The sequence below is a fragment of the Pseudomonas sp. GW821-FHT01C01 genome (assembly GCF_059422645.1).
The window spans coordinates 47,063-63,906 of record NZ_JBWKXF010000027.1 but is presented as its reverse complement, the minus strand read 5'-3'; the positions used below and the strand labels follow the sequence as shown (position 1 = coordinate 63,906).

The 16,844-nt window shown below is 58.7% G+C and carries 18 protein-coding genes; 8 read left to right on the top strand and 10 right to left on the bottom strand.

The genetic code is table 11. The annotated features are described in order from the left end of the window. Positions 1-40 precede the first annotated feature (40 nt). Positions 41-793 (bottom strand): sulfate transporter CysZ, encoded by a 753-nt coding sequence (gene cysZ / locus AC07XF_RS17490; RefSeq protein WP_495027424.1) that lies wholly within the window; start codon positions 791-793, stop codon positions 41-43. Positions 794-1,108: 315 nt separating this feature from the next. On the opposite strand from cysZ, the gene trxB reads away from it, so the two are divergent. Beyond that, positions 1,109-2,065 (top strand): thioredoxin-disulfide reductase, encoded by a 957-nt coding sequence (gene trxB, locus AC07XF_RS17485; RefSeq protein WP_007970300.1) that lies wholly within the window; start codon positions 1,109-1,111, stop codon positions 2,063-2,065. A 174-nt stretch (positions 2,066-2,239) separates the two neighbouring features. Here the strand turns inward: trxB and AC07XF_RS17480 are convergent, their stop codons facing one another. The 6 genes from AC07XF_RS17480 to folM form a co-directional block, all read right to left on the bottom strand. After that, positions 2,240-3,490, bottom strand: a complete 1,251-nt coding sequence (locus AC07XF_RS17480; protein ID WP_495027423.1) for a 2-aminoadipate transaminase — start codon at positions 3,488-3,490, stop codon at positions 2,240-2,242. A 220-nt stretch (positions 3,491-3,710) separates the two neighbouring features. Then, a complete protein-coding gene (locus tag AC07XF_RS17475) occupies positions 3,711-4,049 on the bottom strand; it encodes a HopJ type III effector protein (protein WP_429488460.1) in 339 nt (112 codons plus the stop codon). After that, on the bottom strand, positions 4,042-4,338 hold the full coding sequence (locus tag AC07XF_RS17470; RefSeq protein WP_074873820.1) for a DUF1244 domain-containing protein: 297 nt from the start codon (positions 4,336-4,338) through the stop codon (positions 4,042-4,044). Before AC07XF_RS17470 ends, AC07XF_RS17475 begins: the two co-directional genes overlap by 8 nt. A gap of 96 nt (positions 4,339-4,434) precedes the next feature. Further along, on the bottom strand, positions 4,435-4,806 hold the full coding sequence (gene folX, locus AC07XF_RS17465) for a dihydroneopterin triphosphate 2'-epimerase (RefSeq protein WP_007970304.1): 372 nt from the start codon (positions 4,804-4,806) through the stop codon (positions 4,435-4,437). 2 nt (positions 4,807-4,808) lie between these two features. Further along, positions 4,809-5,369: a GTP cyclohydrolase I FolE gene (gene folE, locus AC07XF_RS17460; RefSeq protein ID WP_495027422.1), complete on the bottom strand. Its 561-nt coding sequence runs from the start codon at positions 5,367-5,369 to the stop codon at positions 4,809-4,811. 20 nt (positions 5,370-5,389) lie between these two features. Further along, positions 5,390-6,100, bottom strand: a complete 711-nt coding sequence (gene folM, locus AC07XF_RS17455; RefSeq protein ID WP_495027421.1) for a dihydromonapterin reductase — start codon at positions 6,098-6,100, stop codon at positions 5,390-5,392. Between the two features lie 264 nt (positions 6,101-6,364). Between folM and AC07XF_RS17450 the strand changes: the two genes are divergently transcribed. Further along, a complete protein-coding gene (locus AC07XF_RS17450) occupies positions 6,365-7,324 on the top strand; it encodes a MerR family transcriptional regulator (protein ID WP_495027420.1) in 960 nt (319 codons plus the stop codon). Positions 7,325-7,327: 3 nt separating this feature from the next. Here AC07XF_RS17450 and AC07XF_RS17445 read toward each other — a convergent pair whose 3' ends face one another. Together AC07XF_RS17445 and AC07XF_RS17440 are read right to left on the bottom strand one after the other, a co-directional pair. Beyond that, the gene (locus tag AC07XF_RS17445; protein WP_495027419.1) at positions 7,328-7,933 is read right to left on the bottom strand and encodes a hypothetical protein; all 606 of its coding nucleotides are present in this window, start codon (positions 7,931-7,933) and stop codon (positions 7,328-7,330) included. Positions 7,934-7,987: 54 nt separating this feature from the next. Next, entirely contained in the window at positions 7,988-8,464 is a 477-nt protein-coding gene (locus tag AC07XF_RS17440) for a PAS domain-containing protein (RefSeq protein WP_495027418.1), read from the bottom strand. A gap of 102 nt (positions 8,465-8,566) precedes the next feature. Between AC07XF_RS17440 and AC07XF_RS17435 the strand changes: the two genes are divergently transcribed. The 4 genes from AC07XF_RS17435 to AC07XF_RS17420 all read left to right on the top strand — a co-directional run bounded on the left by AC07XF_RS17435 (position 8,567) and on the right by AC07XF_RS17420 (position 12,119). After that, positions 8,567-9,022 carry a flavodoxin gene (locus AC07XF_RS17435; RefSeq protein WP_495027417.1) on the top strand — a complete coding sequence of 152 codons (456 nt, stop codon included), beginning with the start codon at positions 8,567-8,569 and terminating at the stop codon, positions 9,020-9,022. A gap of 225 nt (positions 9,023-9,247) precedes the next feature. Beyond that, entirely contained in the window at positions 9,248-10,030 is a 783-nt protein-coding gene (locus AC07XF_RS17430) for a class II aldolase/adducin family protein (RefSeq protein ID WP_495027416.1), read from the top strand. Then, the gene (locus tag AC07XF_RS17425) at positions 10,030-10,932 is read left to right on the top strand and encodes an alpha/beta fold hydrolase (RefSeq protein WP_495027415.1); all 903 of its coding nucleotides are present in this window, start codon (positions 10,030-10,032) and stop codon (positions 10,930-10,932) included. Before AC07XF_RS17430 ends, AC07XF_RS17425 begins: the two co-directional genes overlap by 1 nt. Positions 10,933-11,207: 275 nt before the next feature. Then, complete coding sequence (locus AC07XF_RS17420; protein ID WP_495027414.1) at positions 11,208-12,119, top strand: SDR family oxidoreductase; 912 nt, start codon at positions 11,208-11,210, stop codon at positions 12,117-12,119. Between the two features lie 76 nt (positions 12,120-12,195). Here the strand turns inward: AC07XF_RS17420 and AC07XF_RS17415 are convergent, their stop codons facing one another. Continuing rightward, entirely contained in the window at positions 12,196-12,963 is a 768-nt protein-coding gene (locus AC07XF_RS17415; protein ID WP_495027413.1) for an N-acetylmuramoyl-L-alanine amidase, read from the bottom strand. A 577-nt stretch (positions 12,964-13,540) separates the two neighbouring features. Between AC07XF_RS17415 and AC07XF_RS17410 the strand changes: the two genes are divergently transcribed. Further along, positions 13,541-15,334, top strand: coding sequence for a DUF1302 domain-containing protein (locus tag AC07XF_RS17410; RefSeq protein ID WP_495027412.1), 1,794 nt, complete (start codon positions 13,541-13,543; stop codon positions 15,332-15,334). A gap of 23 nt (positions 15,335-15,357) precedes the next feature. Next, entirely contained in the window at positions 15,358-16,725 is a 1,368-nt protein-coding gene (locus AC07XF_RS17405) for a DUF1329 domain-containing protein (protein ID WP_495027411.1), read from the top strand. Positions 16,726-16,844: the final 119 nt, after the last annotated feature.

Here is a 16,844-nt window from a genome sequence, read left to right as displayed (position 1 = left end):
CAGGATGATGGATTTGTGACCGAGGTGCCGTGTTGATGGCTCAGCGCTGGGTCACCAGGTTTTCCGCGCCGCGCTCACGCACCCAGAACAGCGTCGCACCCGCCACGGCGGCCGGCATCATCAGGATGTTGACCACCGGGATCAGCAGCACCAGATAGACGCTGCCGCCAAAACCCATGCTCTGCCAGCGCTTCTGCCGCAGCCAGGCGAGCATCTCGTTCCAGCCCAGCTTGTGGTTGTCCGCCGGGTAGTCGATGTACTGGATCGCCATCATCCACACCCCGAACAACAGCCACAGCGGCGCGGCGATGATGTTCACCACCGGGATGAACGAGAGGATGAACAGCCCGATCGCCCGGGGCAGAAAGTAGCCGAGCTTGCGCATTTCCCGGGCCAGGGTGCGCGGGATCATCGCAATCAGTTCGCCCCAGCTGAACGCCGGAAAGTCATCGGTGCCGCGCACCACCACTTCGACTTTCTCCGCGAGGAAGCCGTTGAACGGCGCGGCAATGACGTTGGCGAGCATGGTGAAGGTGAAAAACACCATCAGCACGACGAGCACCACGAACAGCGGCCAGAGGATGTAGCTGAGAAAACTCAGCCAGTCGGGCAGGGACGGCATCAGCGTATCGACCCACAGGCTGAATTGGTGGCCGGCCAGATAGATCAATCCGACGAACAGCACCAGGTTGATTGCCAACGGCAACAGCACAAACAAACGCAGGCTTGGGCTCAATACCAGCTTGAGGCCTTCGCGCAGGTATTGCGGGCCGGACAGAACAGGGGCGGGCATAACGGGCTCCGAGCAGAGGGAAAACGCGCCGACCTTACCGGCTTTGCCTGACGGACGAAAGCGCGGTAACGGCATCGACATTAACTGTAACAAAGGCGTCCTGATAATCACGGTTACGGGATAGAGACCACCTATGAGCTGGATTGTTAAACCGTATTTCCTTAATCTTCGCCCCCTCGATACGCTGCACCCAATCTTTTTACAGGACGGTCGTGTTCAAGCCTTCCCCAAGTGCTTTCAACCGTTCTTTTTTATTCCCGCCGGCAATCCGGCGTTCCGCGCCAGGTGTTCCGGGCCGGTCAACAGGAGCAGGTCATGTCTGAAGTCCGTCATTCGCGAGTGATTATTCTCGGTTCCGGCCCTGCCGGTTACAGCGCCGCGGTCTATGCCGCCCGTGCCAACCTCAAGCCGCTGCTGATCACCGGCATGCAGGCCGGCGGTCAACTGACCACCACCACTGAAGTCGACAACTGGCCGGGCGACGTCCACGGTCTGACCGGTCCGGCGCTGATGGAGCGGATGCGCGAGCACGCCGAGCGCTTTGAAACCGAGATCGTTTTCGATCACATCAATGCCGTCGACTTCGCTGCCAAGCCGTACACCCTGACCGGCGACAGCGCGACTTACACCTGCGACGCCCTGATCATCGCCACCGGCGCCAGCGCCCGTTACCTGGGCCTGCCATCGGAAGAAGCGTTCATGGGCAAAGGCGTCTCCGCCTGCGCAACCTGCGACGGTTTCTTCTATCGCAACAAGCCAGTGGCTGTGGTCGGTGGTGGCAACACCGCTGTTGAAGAAGCCCTGTACCTGGCCAACATCGCCAGCAAAGTCACCCTGATCCACCGTCGCGAAACTTTCCGCGCCGAGAAGATCCTGATCGACAAGCTGAACGCCCGTGTAGCCGAAGGCAAGATCGAGCTGAAGCTGAACGCGACCCTGGACGAAGTGCTGGGCGACAACATGGGTGTGACCGGTGCTCGCCTGAAGAACAACGACGGCAGCTTCGACGAAGTGAAAGTCGATGGCGTGTTCATCGCCATCGGCCACACCCCGAACACTTCGCTGTTCGAAGGTCAGCTGACGCTGAAAGACGGTTACCTGGTCGTGCAGGGCGGCCGTGACGGCAACGCCACTGCCACCAACCTCGAAGGTATCTTCGCCGCCGGTGACGTGGCTGACCATGTATACCGTCAGGCCATCACCTCGGCCGGCGCCGGTTGCATGGCGGCACTGGATGCCGAGCGTTACCTCGACAATCTGCAGAACGCTTGATTCTGCTTTCGTTGAAATGAAAAAACCGGCTTCGGCCGGTTTTTTCATGCCCAAAAAAATGCGATCACCCCCTGCAGGAGCTGGCTTGCCAGCGAAGGCGGTATTTCAGTTGACATCAATGTTGAATGATAAATCGCTTTCGCGAGCAAGCTCGCTCCTACAGGACCTCAGCGCTCAGGGCAGCTTGGCCAAACACGCCTCTAAAATATCCAGTCCTTCCTCCAGCACTGTCGCCTCGATGGTCAACGGTGCCAGCAAGCGAATGATGTGCCGCGATTTGCCACTGGGCATCAGCAGCAGGCCCGCGTCCCGGGCCAGGGCCAGCAGTTGGCTCAATTGAGCCGGTGCAGGCGAGCCATCGGCATTGATCAGCTCGATACCACGCATCGCGCCGACACCGGTCAGGCGGCCCAGGTATGGTGTCAGGTTGTTCGCGCGCCAGGTTTCATGGCGGCCGACAATCGCTTCTTCCTGTTGTGTACCCCAGGCATGCAGATTGGCATCGGTCATTTCATCGAGGGTTGCCAGTGCCGCTGCACAGGCGATGGGATTGCCGGAATAGGTGCCACCCAGTCCGCCCTTGGGCAGGTTATCCAGCAGCGATTTGCGCCCGACCACCGCCCCCAGCGGCACGCCGCCGGCGATGCTTTTGCCGAGCAGGATCAGGTCCGGTTCGATGCCCAGCCGCGAGAACGCGAAGCGCTGGCCGGTACGGCCGAAGCCGGACTGGATTTCATCGGCGATCAGCACAATGCCCTTGTCGTCGCAGAACTTGCGCAGCGCCTGGGCGAATTCGACTTCCATGGCCAGGAAGCCCGCTTCGCCCTGCACCGGTTCAACGATAAAGCAGGCGACGTCTTCAACATCAATCTCGACGCTGAACAGGCGCTCCATGGCTTTGAGGGCTTCGGCGCAGGTGACGCCGTTGTCCTGGCTGGGGAAGGGCAGGTGATACACCGGCCCCGGCAGCACGCCGATTTTCTGTTTGTAGGGCGCCACTTTGCCATTGAGGTTGAGCGTGGCCAGTGTGCGGCCGTGGAATGCGCCGTCGAAGGCGATGACCGCGCTGCGGCCGGTGGCGCCACGGACAATCTTCAGGGCGTTTTCCGCCGCTTCCGCGCCGCTGTTGGTGAGCATGCCGCTGACTGGGTAACCCACCGGCATGAACGCACTCAGGCGATCCATCAGTTCGAGGTAAGGCACATGGGGCGCGGCATTGAACGCGTAGTGGGTCAGTCGGGTGGCTTGTTCGCGAATGGCCTCGACGATGCGCGGATGGCAATGGCCGAGGTTCAACACACCGATGCCGCCGACAAAGTCGATGTAGCGTTTGCCATCGGTGTCCCAGACCTCGGCATTTTTGCCGTGGCTGAGGGTGACAGGATGAACGATGTTGATCGACTGGCTGATGGTTTCGCTGCGCATGAATGACCGGCTCGGAAGAAGGAGGACTTCTTTTTATATAAGCCGGGAGCAGCAGTGACCGGCAAACGAAATAAAGTCACCGGGTCAATCTTAAAAGTCGGGTTGTGGTTTCAAACACAGCTGAACCTGTAGGAGCTGGCTTGCCAGCGAAGACGTCCGCAAGAGTGATGCAAGATTCAATGGACCCTTCGCCGGCAAGCCGGCTCCTACAGGTGTGCGGTTAGCGGCGAGTCAGTGGCTGTTGGGTGAACTTCACGCCGGCCAGACCGTGGGCCATCAACGCGCGGATATTGCCGTGGTCGCTGCCCTCAGGCGTGGCAACAACCGAGCGGTAATGCTCGCCGAACGCCAACAGGGCTTCTTCATCGCTCAAGCCTTCGAGCAACGCCAGACCCAAGGTCTTGCACGAGCCTTCGTTCTGCCCGGCCGCGTTTTCCACGCCGCCATTGTTGAAGGCCTGAGGCTGATAGTCGTAACCGGCAGCGATGAAGGCCAGGGTGTCGGCGAAGGCATGTTCGCCGCTGTTGAGGCTGGCGCGCAGGGTGTTCAAATCACTCATTGGGTTTTCCTTTGGCGAACGCCGCTTGCTGTTCGGCGTTGGCTTCTTGCTGATATTGGGCTTTCCATTCGGCGTACGGCATGCCGTAAACCACTTCGCGGGCTTCATCTAGGCTGACCTCGATCTGGCGCTCGTCGGCCGCCGCCTTGTACCACTTGGACAGGCAGTTGCGGCAGAAACCCGAGAGGTTCATCAGGTCGATGTTCTGAACATCCTTGCGGCTGTCCAGGTGGGCCACCAGCCGGCGAAAGGCGGCAGCTTCGAGTTCCAGGCGTTGTTGATCGTTCATGGCGGTCTCTGCGAGACAGCTTCAAGCGGCAGGCTTCAAGCTGCAAGATGGTTTACGGTGGCTGCAAGTTTACAGCTTGGCGCTTGTAGCTTGTAGCTAGCGGCTCGCTGCAAGCGTAATCGACACCGATTCGGCGAATCGCAGCGCATGGGGCTTGTCGACCTCGACCTCGGCATACAGCACCGATGCGTTGGCCATCACCAGGTCGAGAATTTCCTGGGTCAAGCGTTCGAGCAGCGCAAAGCGGTTGCCTTCCACGTGGGCGATGATCGCCTTGGTGATCGTGCGGTAGTTCAGCGCGTGGTCGATGTCGTTGTCACGCACCGCTTCCTGGGCCGCGTACAGAATGGTCAGGTTGATCAACACATCCTGCTTGTTGAGGATTTCATCCTCATTGATGCCGATGAAGGTACGCAGGCACAGGTCTTTGACCCGGATGCGTGCCATGCCTGGTTGAAGTTGTGGCATTGCTACTTGCTCCGTCCAATCAATTGCAGGAACTCCTGGCGGGTGTTGCTCGACTCGCGGAAGGCGCCGAGCATCACCGAGGTGTTCATGGTCGAATTCTGCTTCTCGACGCCGCGCATCATCATGCACATGTGCTTGGCCTCGATGACCACTGCGACGCCGGCCGCGCCGGTCACCTGTTGCACCGCGTCGGCGATTTGCCGGGTGAGGTTTTCCTGGATTTGCAGGCGCCGGGCGAACATGTCCACCAGCCGCGCAATCTTCGACAGCCCCAGCACTTTACCGGTGGGAATATAAGCCACATGCGCCTTGCCAATGAAGGGCAGCATGTGGTGTTCGCAAAGCGAGTACAGCTCGATGTTGTCGACGATCACCATTTCATCGTTGTCTGAGGCGAACAGTGCGCCATTGACGATCTCTTCGACACTTTGCTCGTAACCATGGCAAAGGTACTGCATGGCTTTGGCCGCCCGTATCGGCGTATCGAGCAAACCTTCGCGGTCGGGGTTTTCGCCGAGTCCGATGAGGATTTCACGGTAATTTTGGGGCAGGGATAACGTCATGGAAAATCCTCGCGGGACACTTATTTGATGTGCCTTCCGCCGTTGACGGTCAGGGTGGTGCCGGTGACATAAGGGTTGTCGAGCAAATAACGCAGGCTCTGGTAGATCACTTCGCTGCCGGGCTCGATACCCAGTGCGGATTTGGCCAGCGTCTTGGCGCGGTAGGCCGCGTCGTCTTCAGGGTTGAACATTAGCAGGGCTGGCGCGATCCCGTTGACCTTGATGGCCGGCGCATACCTGGCGGCGAAGGACAGGGTCAGGCTGTCGAGCCCGGCTTTGCTGGCGCAATAGCCGATGTGCTTGCTGCTGCCCTTGCGGGTCACGTCATCGCTGATGTGCACGATGTCGGCAGGGCTTGAGCGTTGCAGCAGGTCGGCGCAATGCAGGTTGATCAGGTAAGGCGCCAGCATGTGCACGCTGAACATGCGGGAGAATGCTGCGGCGTCGGTGTCCGGTGTTTCGGCCAGCCATTCGGAGGCGTTGTGGATAATCGCGCGCAAACAGTCGGTGTGGGTTTTCAGTTCGCTGATGAAGGCGAGGATCCCGGACTCGGTGGCGAAGTCGGCGAACACCGCCGTCGCACCCAGATCGCGCAGGGCTTGTACGCCGGGCCGCTCGCTGCGGTAGCTGAAAATCACGCGATGGCCATCTTCCAGCATTCGCCGGGCGCAGTGCAGGCCGACACGCTGGCCGGCGCCGGTAATGAGGATTGGGGCTGCGGAAGAAGTCATGAATGGCTCGCGTCGCGGTGAGAGCAAAACTATACCAGCGACGGGAGCGCTCTACCTATTGTGGGTATCGACTGTGGGAGGAACTTCGCCAGACACAGCGCCGGGGTGGTGACTGCGGCTTGAAACAGACAAGGATAATTCCTGATTCTGCCTGCGGTGTCTGTGACGTTTATTCGCTCATTCGTGGCATCGAATTTTTACGGAAACTTTACGGGACAGGGGAGCTAGAATAAGGCTCGGACGATACAGGGATGTTTCAACAGGATGCCCGTACTTAATGACGTCGCTTCAGGCTCCGTGCAGGCCGTCTCTCTCGAACAGGAAGAACTCTTTCCCATTCGCGAGGTAGCGCGCCTGACAGGCGTCAACCCGGTCACGCTTCGAGCCTGGGAACGACGCCATGGCCTGATTGTTCCAACACGAACCGAAAGTGGGCATCGCCTGTACTCGATGTCCGATATCGAGCGTGTCCGCAGCATTCTCGGCTGGATCGAGCGTGGTGTTGCCGTCAGCAAGATTGGCAAGATCCTGGCCAAGGCCGAGCAGCTCCAGGCGTTATCGCACATCATCCCCAACAACCTCGTGGAAGCCGATTACGCGCAATGGCAGCAGCAGGTTCTTGCTGCGGTCAACGGGTTTGACGACATTCGGCTGGAACAGGTCTACGGGCAAATCTTTTCCAGTTACTCTCTGCCGGTGGTGTTTCAGGACATTCTGATCCCCGTCTGGAAGCAATTGTTGCAACGCCAGGACCCATTCGGTGGGACCAGCGAGTGGCTGTTCCTGGACGGTTTTTTGCGTTCTCGAGTAGTGCAGCGTCTGTTGTTGCTACGCAACAAACAGCTGCGTCGAGTGGTCATCTGTGCCCTGGCTGGTCATTGCCGCGAGCTGGAGCTGCTGGTCGCCGCCCTGTTCCTGAGTACCGGGCAAATGACCGTTCGCGTGTTGAACATTGGTCAGCCGTTCGATGAGTTGACCCTGGTCTGTGAACGGATCAAACCCCAGGCGCTGGTGCTGTTTTCCAATCAAGTACCGACGGCCGCATTGCCCCGGCGTTTAAATCGCCTGGCCTTAAGCCTCAATTGTCAGTTGTTGCTGGCCGGTGATGCTTCTGATCTGGCACAGGAGAGCCTGGCCGGGTCATCGATCGGATGCCTGGGCAATGAAGGGGATGTCATGAGCCAGCGTCTGAAGCAGTTCCTGGCGGGCAGTCTGGATACTTGAGGTTCAGAGATGCAGTGCGGGATGCGTCAACCGATGCTGTTGCAGGATGAATTGGCGCAGGCGTTCGGTTTCGTCCATATCGCTCTGGCTCAGTTGATAGGCGTAGAAGCCCTGTTCGTTTTCTTTCTCGAAAGTGCCGCGCAAGGCAATCCGCTCATAGCCTGAAGGGCTGAACCACAAGGCGAAATGCTTCGGCGGCTTGGTCTTGTTGCGTACCTCCAGCAAGACCCCCTTGCACGAAACTTCGTGTACCCACAGGGTGCCGGGTTGACCCTTGGCGTTCTCCAGCGCCACCGGCTCGTCCAGAACCAGGCGCCAAGGCCGGACCATCGGCCCGTCTTCATAGATGCTGGGCACGCCGAGACGCAAATGCAGCGCATGGAACTCGTCTTCCACCAGGTGCAGCGGGAAGGTCAATTGCTGGTTTTCGAAACTGGCTTGAATGGTGACCTGCTCATGGGCCGCCAGGCGGGTGAGCAGGTCGCGGATTTGCGACCCGCCGTTGACGAGCAGGCTCGACGTTGCATCCCGCACATTGAGCTGCGGGTTGTGTTGCATGGTCTGGATGAAATCCAGCTCATCCTGGGTCAGGAGTGCGTCACGTTGCATGGCCAGCTCGAAAGATATAGTTACAAAGTCATTGGTGATTGTAGTTAATGACCATTAATTCAGGATTTGGTTTATGCCGTTCGTCGCCTTGAGCGCAGCAAGCTCGGACTGGAGTTCAGCCAACTGCACCTCAAGCTGTGCCACGCGTTGTTGCGTCTTGACCTGCACGGTGACGTCTTTCTGCACACCGACAAAATAAGTTTGCCCGTCCGCCGGATTTTTCACCGTTGAAAGGGACAGTTCGTTCCAGAACGGTGTGCCGTCCTTGCGGTAGTTTCGCAATATTTCCCGGCAGGATCCTTCACTGTTCAAGGCATCGCGAATCAACGGCAGGGCTTCCTGGTCGCGGTCCCCTGACTGCAGGAAGCGGCAATCCTGATAGAGTATTTCTTCGCTGGTGTAACCCGTCAGGCGTTCGAACGCGGGGTTGACGTAGATGAGGATTTTGTCTTGATCGCCTTCCTTTTCGGCAATCACGATGCCGTCGTTCGAGGCATTGATCACCATTTGCAGCAGTTGCGCATTAATCATCGGAGTATCCTTTCCTGATTGATTGTCGATTGCATTCTAAAAGAACAATCACGACCGTGCTGTTAATATCCGGGACTTTTACTCGGATTCAGGATCAGATTGATGAAAGTCGCCATCATTTCCGGCTCGGTGTACGGCACGGCCGAAGAAGTTGCCCGCCACGCCGCCAGCCTGTTGAAAGCCGCCGGTTTCGAAACCTGGCACAACCCGCGCGCGACCCTCGCCGATGTCCAGGCGTTTGGCCCCGAAGCCTTTCTGGCAGTGACCTCGACCACCGGCATGGGCGAGTTGCCGGACAACCTGCAACCGCTGTATTCGACCATTCGTGACCAATTGCCAGCGGCCTGGCGCGGTTTGCCGGGTGCGGTGATCGGATTGGGCGATGCGAGTTATGGCGATACTTTTTGTGGCGGCGGCGAGCAGATGCGCGAATTGTTTGGTGAACTGGGCATTCGCGAAGTCCTGCCAATGCTGCGCCTGGATGCCAGCGAAACCGTGACCCCCGAGACGGATGCCGAGCCTTGGCTGGCGGACCTGATCAACGCGCTGCGCGCCTGACCGTTACCCCGCCATCCATGCCAGCCAGGGTTCTGACAGTGCGGTAAAACCTGCCTGTCAGACCCTTGCTGGCGCCGGTCATTTGACATGGATCCAGGGTGGCAGGGCGACTGACTCGGTGGGCCATCAAGCTGGCTGCCAATGCAACTACACGAACCTCAAGGGGTGACTAGACTCGGTAAACATTGGAAACACTCCATCATAAAAACACCGAGGCTCCTTGCCGTGACTGTCGCTCCCGTCCAATCGCCACACAGTGTCAAAGACCAGGTCAGTGCTGCCGAGTGGCAGACTCGCGTCGACCTGGCGGCCTGTTATCGCCTGGTCGCTCAACAGGGTTGGGATGACCTGATCTTCACCCATATCTCTGCCAAGGTGCCCGGCACCGAAGATTTCCTGATCAACCCGTTCGGGTTGATGTTTCACGAAATGACCGCGTCGAGCCTGGTCAAGGTGGATCAGGCCGGCAACAAGCTGATGGACAGCCCTTACGAGATCAATCCGGCGGGTTACACCATCCACAGCGCCGTGCATGAAGTCCGTCACGATGTCGTCTGCGTGCTCCACACCCACACGGCCTCGGGGGTTGCGGTGTCGGCGCAGAAGCAGGGTGTTTTGCCGATCAGCCAACAGTCGTTGTTCGTGCTTTCCAGCCTGGCCTACCACGCCTATGAAGGCGTGGCGCTCAACCATGAAGAGAAAGTGCGGCTGCAAGCCGACCTCGGTGAAAACAACTTCCTGATGCTGCATAACCACGGTCTGCTGACTTGCGGCAGCACCATTGCCGATACGTTCCTGATGATGTTTACCTTTCAGCGTGCCTGCGACATTCAGGTCATGGCGCAGAACGGTGCCGCTGAACTGATCGCCATCGAACCGCAGATTCTGGCCGGCGCCAAAGCCATGATCGCGGGTGTTACCAGAAGTGCTCAAGGAATGGGCGGAGCGCTGGCCTGGCCGGCGCTGCTGCGTAAACTCGATAAACTGGACCCGGGTTATAAACTCTAATGGTACTCGCCGAGATTCCCCTGTGTGTCTGGCGCAAACGCAGCCAGACGTTCGAATTCCATGGCCAGAGCATCCGTTACTGGACAGCGGGGCAGGGTGAGCCGCTGTTGCTCATTCACGGCTTTCCGTCCGCCAGTTGGGACTGGCATTACCTGTGGCAGCCATTGACCCAGCGTTTTCGCGTGATCGCTTGCGACATGCTGGGCTTCGGCGATTCGGCCAAACCGGCGAATCATGAGTACAGCCTGCTGGAGCAAGCGGATCTGCAACAGGCATTGCTTGAACACCTGAATGTCGAGCAGCCGGTGCACCTGTTTGCCCACGATTACGGCGACAGCGTGGCACAGGAGCTGCTGGCCCGGCATTACGAATCGCGGGTTGCGCTGGCCAGTTGTGTGTTTCTCAACGGCGGGTTGTTTCCGGAAACCCACCGCCCGGTACTGATGCAAAAACTCTTGCTCAGCCCTTTGGGCTGGATGATTGGCCGCGCCTTCAGTCGTGATGGCCTGGTGAGAAGCTTTCGGCAGATTTTCGGTCCGCAAACCCGTCCCAGTGAAAGCCAGATGGATGATTTCTGGAGCTTGATCGAAAGCCATCGCGGGCCACGGATCATGCACAAATTGATCACATATATCCCGGAGCGACGAGTCTGGCGCAATCGCTGGGTGAGCGCGATGCAACGCGGTGAAGTGCCGCTGCGGGTGATCGATGGCGGGGTCGATCCGATCTCCGGCGTGCACATGGTCGAGCGTTACCGGGAGCTGATCCCGGAGGCGGACACGGTTGTGTTGCCTGACATCGGCCACTACCCGCAGATCGAGGCTCCCTGCGAGGTGCTCAAGCACTACCTGGCGTTTCGCGATCAGTTGCTTTCCCCGCCGCGCAAAGTCGCCTGCTCCTGAACCCTGTAGGAGCGAGCTTGCTCGCGATGGTCGTTAATGATACCGCGTGTTTACTGACTAAACGCAGCGCTCTTGAGTCCATCGCGAGCAAGCTCGCTCCTACAGAACCCTTAACTGAACCGTGTTCCCCCCCGCCACAGGGTTCGTGTCCATTTCTCTATCAATCATCCCCCTGCCTTATCGCGCACCATTCAGCCTCCCCCGTGTTCATTGTGACCCGCTGCGCCGTGCCTGAAACTCGGACTCATTGTCCCTTGGTCTGCTGGAGTCCCCCCATGAATGAGTCTGTGCGCTTCGAAGATAAAGTCGTGATCATCACCGGTGCCGGTGGCGGCCTGGGACGGGCGCATGCACTGCTGTTCGCCAAACAGGGCGCCAAGGTGCTGGTCAACGATCTGGGCGGCTCGACCCAGGGCGAAGGCGCCAACGCCTCGGCCGCCGACCGCGTGGTTGCGGAAATTCGCGAGGCCGGCGGTATCGCCGAGGCCAACCACGACTCGGTCACTGACGGTGACAAACTGGTCCAGCACGCCCTGGACGTCTTCGGTCGCGTCGATGTGGTGGTCAACAACGCCGGGATCCTGCGTGACAAGACCTTCCACAAAATGGATGACGCCGACTGGGACCTGGTTTACCGCGTCCATGTCGAAGGAGCCTACAAAGTCACCCGCGCTGCCTGGCCACATATGCGCGAACAGAACTACGGCCGGGTGATTTTCACTGCGTCGACCTCGGGCATCTATGGCAACTTCGGCCAGTCCAACTACGGCATGGCCAAGCTCGGCCTCTATGGCCTGACCCGCACCCTGGCCATCGAAGGTCGCAAGAACAACATCCTCGTCAACGCCATTGCCCCCACCGGCGGCACGCGCATGACCGAAGGCCTGATCCCGCCGCAAGTCTTCGAACAGCTCAAACCGGAACTGGTCAGCCCGCTGGTGGTGTACCTGGCCAGCGAGAACTGTCAGGAAACCTCCGGCCTGTTCGAGGTCGGCGGCGGTTGGATGGGCAAGGTCCGCTGGGAGCGTAGCCTCGGTGCCGGGTTCGATCCACGGGCGGGTTTCTCCCCGGAAGACGTGGCCGCCCACTGGCAGCAGATATGCGACTTCGAAGGCGCCGCGCATCCGAAGGACAACATCGAGGCGCTGAAGGAAATGATGGGCAATTTGCACAAGTATTCGCTTTGATTTCACTGGCAAGGTCACAGTACTTGACCTTGCCAACCCTGGAGCTTCAACTCGAAGAGGAATTACTCAATGGTCATCAAGGAAAGTACTTGGCGACCAGTGCAGCCAGGTTTGCCGCTGTTTGCACATCCATTACCCCGTCAAAATTGTCCGGGCGAAAGTGCATTTGAAATGCCCGGACAAGTTGTTTGAAGCCGTCTTCCGTTGAGGCTCCCGCAACGTCGTACCCGTAGGATTTGAATAGTCTTAACAATTCGCTCCGTGCAGGAATACCGCAGGTGCCGTATTGCCGCAGATAGTCGTCTCGGGTGGTCTCATCGAACCAGGCACCGATACCTTTCAAGTAAAGCGTGTGCCAGGGAAACATCGGCCCCGGATCGCTTTTACGGCCAATCGAGATATCGGAGTGGCCTAATACCTGAGTCGGGCTGATGTCCGGGTAGCGCTTCAGGATGTTCAGTGCCAGTTCTACAGTGGCATCAACCTGCTCGGTATGATACGGCGGGAAGGTAAACACTCCTTCGCTGAACGTCGCAAGGTTGACGATTTCAACGCCGATCGACATATCGTTCAGATTGCTGCGATTACCCCACTGACTGGTTCCAGCGTGCCATGCACGATGGGTTTCATCCACCAGGTTAAAAACCTCCTGCCTGATATAGCCTGCTTTCAAGTAACTGGGGTCAGTGATGTCCGGCACCAGATAATGTGCGCTGACATTCGGACCGGTGAGTGTAGTGATGGAACTCGCGAAGTTACCGGCCGTGTAGTGGAAAATCAGAAACCGTACTCGACTGTTGAAGCTTCGGCTTGAGCGATACGGGTTGTAATTGATGGGCTGCATGATGGCACTCTCAATGAATAAATATGAAGTCGGCCGTAGGTGGAAAGTAATTGGCTGACTGGTTGTTAATTTATTTCCCTGAGTGCGTGTGGTGTTTACCTATGCATGTAGTCGCCTTCTGAAATTGATGTAGGTGCGCAGTCACGGACTATCGACAGGTAGCATTTGCTCATCAAAAACCACCGCCCATAAAAAAGGCCGCTGCAAACGCAGCGGCCAAATAAGACGTTGGATCCAGGAGCTACAAATCAACGTCGGTGTACCCGGGGCGACGAACTGAAATGTTCAATTCATCTGAAGTCTGTCAGCAATGGCGCGGGCCATTTCTGAGGGGCTTTCAGGCTTTTGCGTGAAAGCCAGACAAGAATAAGCCCCTGGTGTCGTAGGAAAAATACCAATTCCGGACATGCACTGTTGCAGTCCGGACAACAGTCAGGATTCGTCTGCTTGTCGTCTGGATGATGCCCCGGTGCCAGTCATCCTTTAGAGGTACACCACGAATACCTCCTTGGTGCGCTTATCGACCCCGATGCCGGGCAGTAGGGTGAGGTCTTCTGTCACTCACCGGGGAAGACGCATGACAAAAACAACAATGCGCGCCATCTTCAAACCGCAGGCGCTGGCGGCTGCGGTCGCCTTGGGGTGCTGTGCCCAGGCGCAGGCCATTTCGTTCAACATCGGGGAAATCGAGGGGACGTTCGATTCCTCGTTGTCGGTCGGCGCGAGCTGGGGCATGCGTGATGCGGATAACGCCCTGGTGGGCATCGTCAATGGCGGTTCCGGCCAGTCTTCGACCGGTGACGACGGGCGACTGAACTTCAAGAAGGGCGAAACCTTTTCGAAGATCTTCAAGGGGATTCATGACCTCGAGCTGAAGTACGGCGACACCGGTGTGTTCGTACGTGGCAAGTACTGGTACGACTTCGAGTTGAAGGATGAAGACCGCGAGTTCAAGCCCATCAGCGATCACAACCGCAAAGAGGGCGCCAAGTCTTCAGGCGGGCAAATCCTCGACGCCTTTGTTTATCACAACTATTCCATCGCCGATCTGCCCGGTACGGTCCGTGCGGGCAAGCAGGTGGTCAGTTGGGGGGAGAGCACCTTCATCGGCAACTCGATCAACAGCATCAACCCGGTGGACGTGTCCGCGTTCCGTCGTCCTGGCGCCGAGATCAAGGAAGGCCTGATTCCGGTCAACATGCTGTTTGCCTCCCAGGGCCTGACAGACAAGCTGACCGTGGAAGGCTTCTATCAACTGGAATGGGACCAGACGGTCGTCGATAACTGCGGCACTTTCTTTGGTGTCGATGTGGTAGCGGACGGCTGCAACAAGGGTTACACCGTCGCCAGTCCGGCCATTGCACCGTTGCAGCCGATTGCTGCTGCATTTGGCCAGGGCTTCGAAGTCAGCAAGGAGGGCGTGATCGTTCCCCGTGGCGGTGACCGCGATGCCCGGGATTCCGGGCAGTGGGGTACGGCGTTGCGCTGGCTGGGGGACGACACCGAGTACGGCCTGTATTTCTTGAATTACCACAGCCGCACGCCGAACGTCGGGACCACCACCGCCGGCCTCAGTACACTGGCGAGCATTCCAGGGATTGTCGCCACCGCCAACCGCATCGCCCCCGGCAGCGGGTCAGGCCTCGCCCAAAGTGTAATGCTCGGTCGCGGCCAGTATTACCTCGAATACCCGGAGGACATCCGCCTCTACGGTGCAAGCTTCTCCACCACGTTATCCACCGGCACCGCGTGGACCGGCGAAATCAGCTACCGCCCCAACGCGCCGGTGCAGGTCAACACCAACGACCTGACCCTGGCCATGCTCAACCCGATCGCCGGAGGCGCGGCATCGCCGATTGCGACATCGCCTGGGGCCGACAACAAAGGCTACCGCCGCAAGGAAGTGACGCAGGTGCAGAGCACCCTGACGCACTTCATCGATCAGGTCGCGGGTGCGGATCGCCTGACCCTGGTGGGCGAGGCGGCAGTGGTCCGGGTCGGCGGTCTGGAGTCGCGTACCAAACTGCGCTACGGCCGTGACTCGGTGTATGGCCAGTATGGTTTCGGCGGTGATACCGATGGCTTCGTGACCTCGACTTCATGGGGTTATCGCGCCAGGGCCATCCTCGACTACAACAACCTGATCGCCGGGATCAATTTCAGACCCAACCTCTCGTGGTCCCACGATGTCTCCGGCTTTGGCCCCAACGGCCTGTTCAACGAAGGCGCCAAGGCCGTCAGCCTCGGTGTCGATGCGGACTATCGCAACACCTACACCGCGAGCCTCAGTTACACCGACTTTTTCGGTGGGGACTTCAACGTCCTCACCGACCGTGACTTCGTGGCGTTGAGTTTTGGTGTGAACTTCTGATCTGGCTGAAAAGGATGATTTCAATGCGCAAGATGATTCTGCAATTGGGCGCGCTGACCCTCGGGTTGCTGGCCGCCAACGTGATGGCGGCGGTGTCGCCGGAAGAAGCTGGCAAACTCGGCACCAGCCTTACTCCGCTCGGTGCGGAAAAGGCCGGCAATGCCGATGGCTCGATTCCGGCCTGGACCGGTGGCATCCCGAAAAACGCAGGGGCGGTGGACAGCAAAGGTTTCCTCGCCGACCCGTTCGCCAAGGAAAAGCCGCTGTTCGTAATCACCGCTGCGACCGTCGACCAGTACAAGGACAAGCTTTCCGACGGCCAGATCGCGATGTTCAAGCGCTATCCGCAGACTTACAAAATTCCGGTCTACCCGAGCCACCGCACCGTGGCTTTGCCCGCGGAAATCTATGAGTCGGCCAAACGCAGCGCACTGAACGTAACACCGATCAACGACGGTAACGGTCTGGCCAACTTCACCGGCAATCGTTACTACGCGTTCCCGATTCCAAAGAATGGCGTGGAAGTGATCTGGAACCATGTCACTCGTTACCACGGCGGCAATCTGCGCCGCACCATCACCCAGGCAACCCCGCAGTCCAATGGCGATTTCACCGTGATCCGCTTCAAGGACGAAGTCGCCGTGCCGTCGTTGCTCGGTGATCTGAAACCGGGCAGTGACGACAACGTCCTCAACTACTTCAAGCAGGAAGTGACTGCGCCGGCGCGGCTGGCGGGCAACGTGTTGCTGGTTCACGAGACGCTCGACCAGGTCAAGGAACCGCGCAAGGCCTGGATCTATAACGCTGGCCAGCGCCGGGTACGGCGTGCGCCACAGGTGGCTTATGACGGCGTAGGTACCTCGTCCGACGGCCTGCGCACCACCGACAACTTCGACATGTTTTCCGGCGCACCGGATCGCTACGACTGGAAACTGGTCGGCAAGAAGGAGATGTACATTCCCTACAACAGCTACAAGCTCGATTCACCCGAGCTCAAGTACACCGATGTGATCAAGGCCGGGCACATCAATCAGGACCTGACTCGCTATGAGTTGCACCGGGTCTGGGAAGTCGTCGCCACGGTCAAGCCGAACGAGCGGCACGTGTACGCCAAGCGCCACATGTACATCGATGAAGACAGCTGGCAAGTGGCGCTGGCCGACCACTACGACGGGCGTGGCCAGCTCTGGCGCGTCGCCGAGGGGCATGCCCAGTTCTACTACGATCACCAGGTGCCGGCCTACACCGTCGAAGCGCTGTATGACCTGATTGCCGGTCGTTATATCGCTCTGGGGATGAAGAACGAAGAGAAGCGCAGCTTCGAATTCAACATCGATGCAAAAGCGGGGGACTACACGCCGGCAGCCTTGCGTAGCACGGGGGTGCGGTAGGTTTCCTACAGGCTCCTACACAAAAGGGTGACTTTGCGGTCACCTTTTTTATAGCGGTCGATCAGCGTGTTGAATACTTCTTCAACAAGCGCTCGGGAGGGGTCTAGGGTGGCGCCAGA

Excerpts from the sequence above, each read along its gene's own strand:
- folX (WP_007970304.1), bottom strand. The coding sequence starts at position 4,806 with ATGCCACAACTTCAACCAGGCATGGCACGCATCCGGGTCAAAGACCTG.
- AC07XF_RS17440 (WP_495027418.1), bottom strand. The coding sequence starts at position 8,464 with ATGATTAATGCGCAACTGCTGCAAATGGTGATCAATGCCTCGAACGAC.
- AC07XF_RS17480 (WP_495027423.1), bottom strand. The coding sequence starts at position 3,490 with ATGCGCAGCGAAACCATCAGCCAGTCGATCAACATCGTTCATCCTGTC.
- cysZ (WP_495027424.1), bottom strand. The coding sequence starts at position 793 with ATGCCCGCCCCTGTTCTGTCCGGCCCGCAATACCTGCGCGAAGGCCTC.
- AC07XF_RS17475 (WP_429488460.1), bottom strand. The coding sequence starts at position 4,049 with ATGAGTGATTTGAACACCCTGCGCGCCAGCCTCAACAGCGGCGAACAT.
- AC07XF_RS17450 (WP_495027420.1), top strand. The coding sequence starts at position 6,365 with ATGCCCGTACTTAATGACGTCGCTTCAGGCTCCGTGCAGGCCGTCTCT.
- AC07XF_RS17420 (WP_495027414.1), top strand. The coding sequence starts at position 11,208 with ATGAATGAGTCTGTGCGCTTCGAAGATAAAGTCGTGATCATCACCGGT.
- folE (WP_495027422.1), bottom strand. The coding sequence starts at position 5,369 with ATGACGTTATCCCTGCCCCAAAATTACCGTGAAATCCTCATCGGACTC.
- AC07XF_RS17415 (WP_495027413.1), bottom strand. The coding sequence starts at position 12,963 with ATGCAGCCCATCAATTACAACCCGTATCGCTCAAGCCGAAGCTTCAAC.
- AC07XF_RS17470 (WP_074873820.1), bottom strand. The coding sequence starts at position 4,338 with ATGAACGATCAACAACGCCTGGAACTCGAAGCTGCCGCCTTTCGCCGG.
- AC07XF_RS17410 (WP_495027412.1), top strand. The coding sequence starts at position 13,541 with ATGACAAAAACAACAATGCGCGCCATCTTCAAACCGCAGGCGCTGGCG.
- AC07XF_RS17445 (WP_495027419.1), bottom strand. The coding sequence starts at position 7,933 with ATGCAACGTGACGCACTCCTGACCCAGGATGAGCTGGATTTCATCCAG.
- AC07XF_RS17405 (WP_495027411.1), top strand. The coding sequence starts at position 15,358 with ATGCGCAAGATGATTCTGCAATTGGGCGCGCTGACCCTCGGGTTGCTG.
- folM (WP_495027421.1), bottom strand. The coding sequence starts at position 6,100 with ATGACTTCTTCCGCAGCCCCAATCCTCATTACCGGCGCCGGCCAGCGT.
- AC07XF_RS17435 (WP_495027417.1), top strand. The coding sequence starts at position 8,567 with ATGAAAGTCGCCATCATTTCCGGCTCGGTGTACGGCACGGCCGAAGAA.
- AC07XF_RS17425 (WP_495027415.1), top strand. The coding sequence starts at position 10,030 with ATGGTACTCGCCGAGATTCCCCTGTGTGTCTGGCGCAAACGCAGCCAG.
- trxB (WP_007970300.1), top strand. The coding sequence starts at position 1,109 with ATGTCTGAAGTCCGTCATTCGCGAGTGATTATTCTCGGTTCCGGCCCT.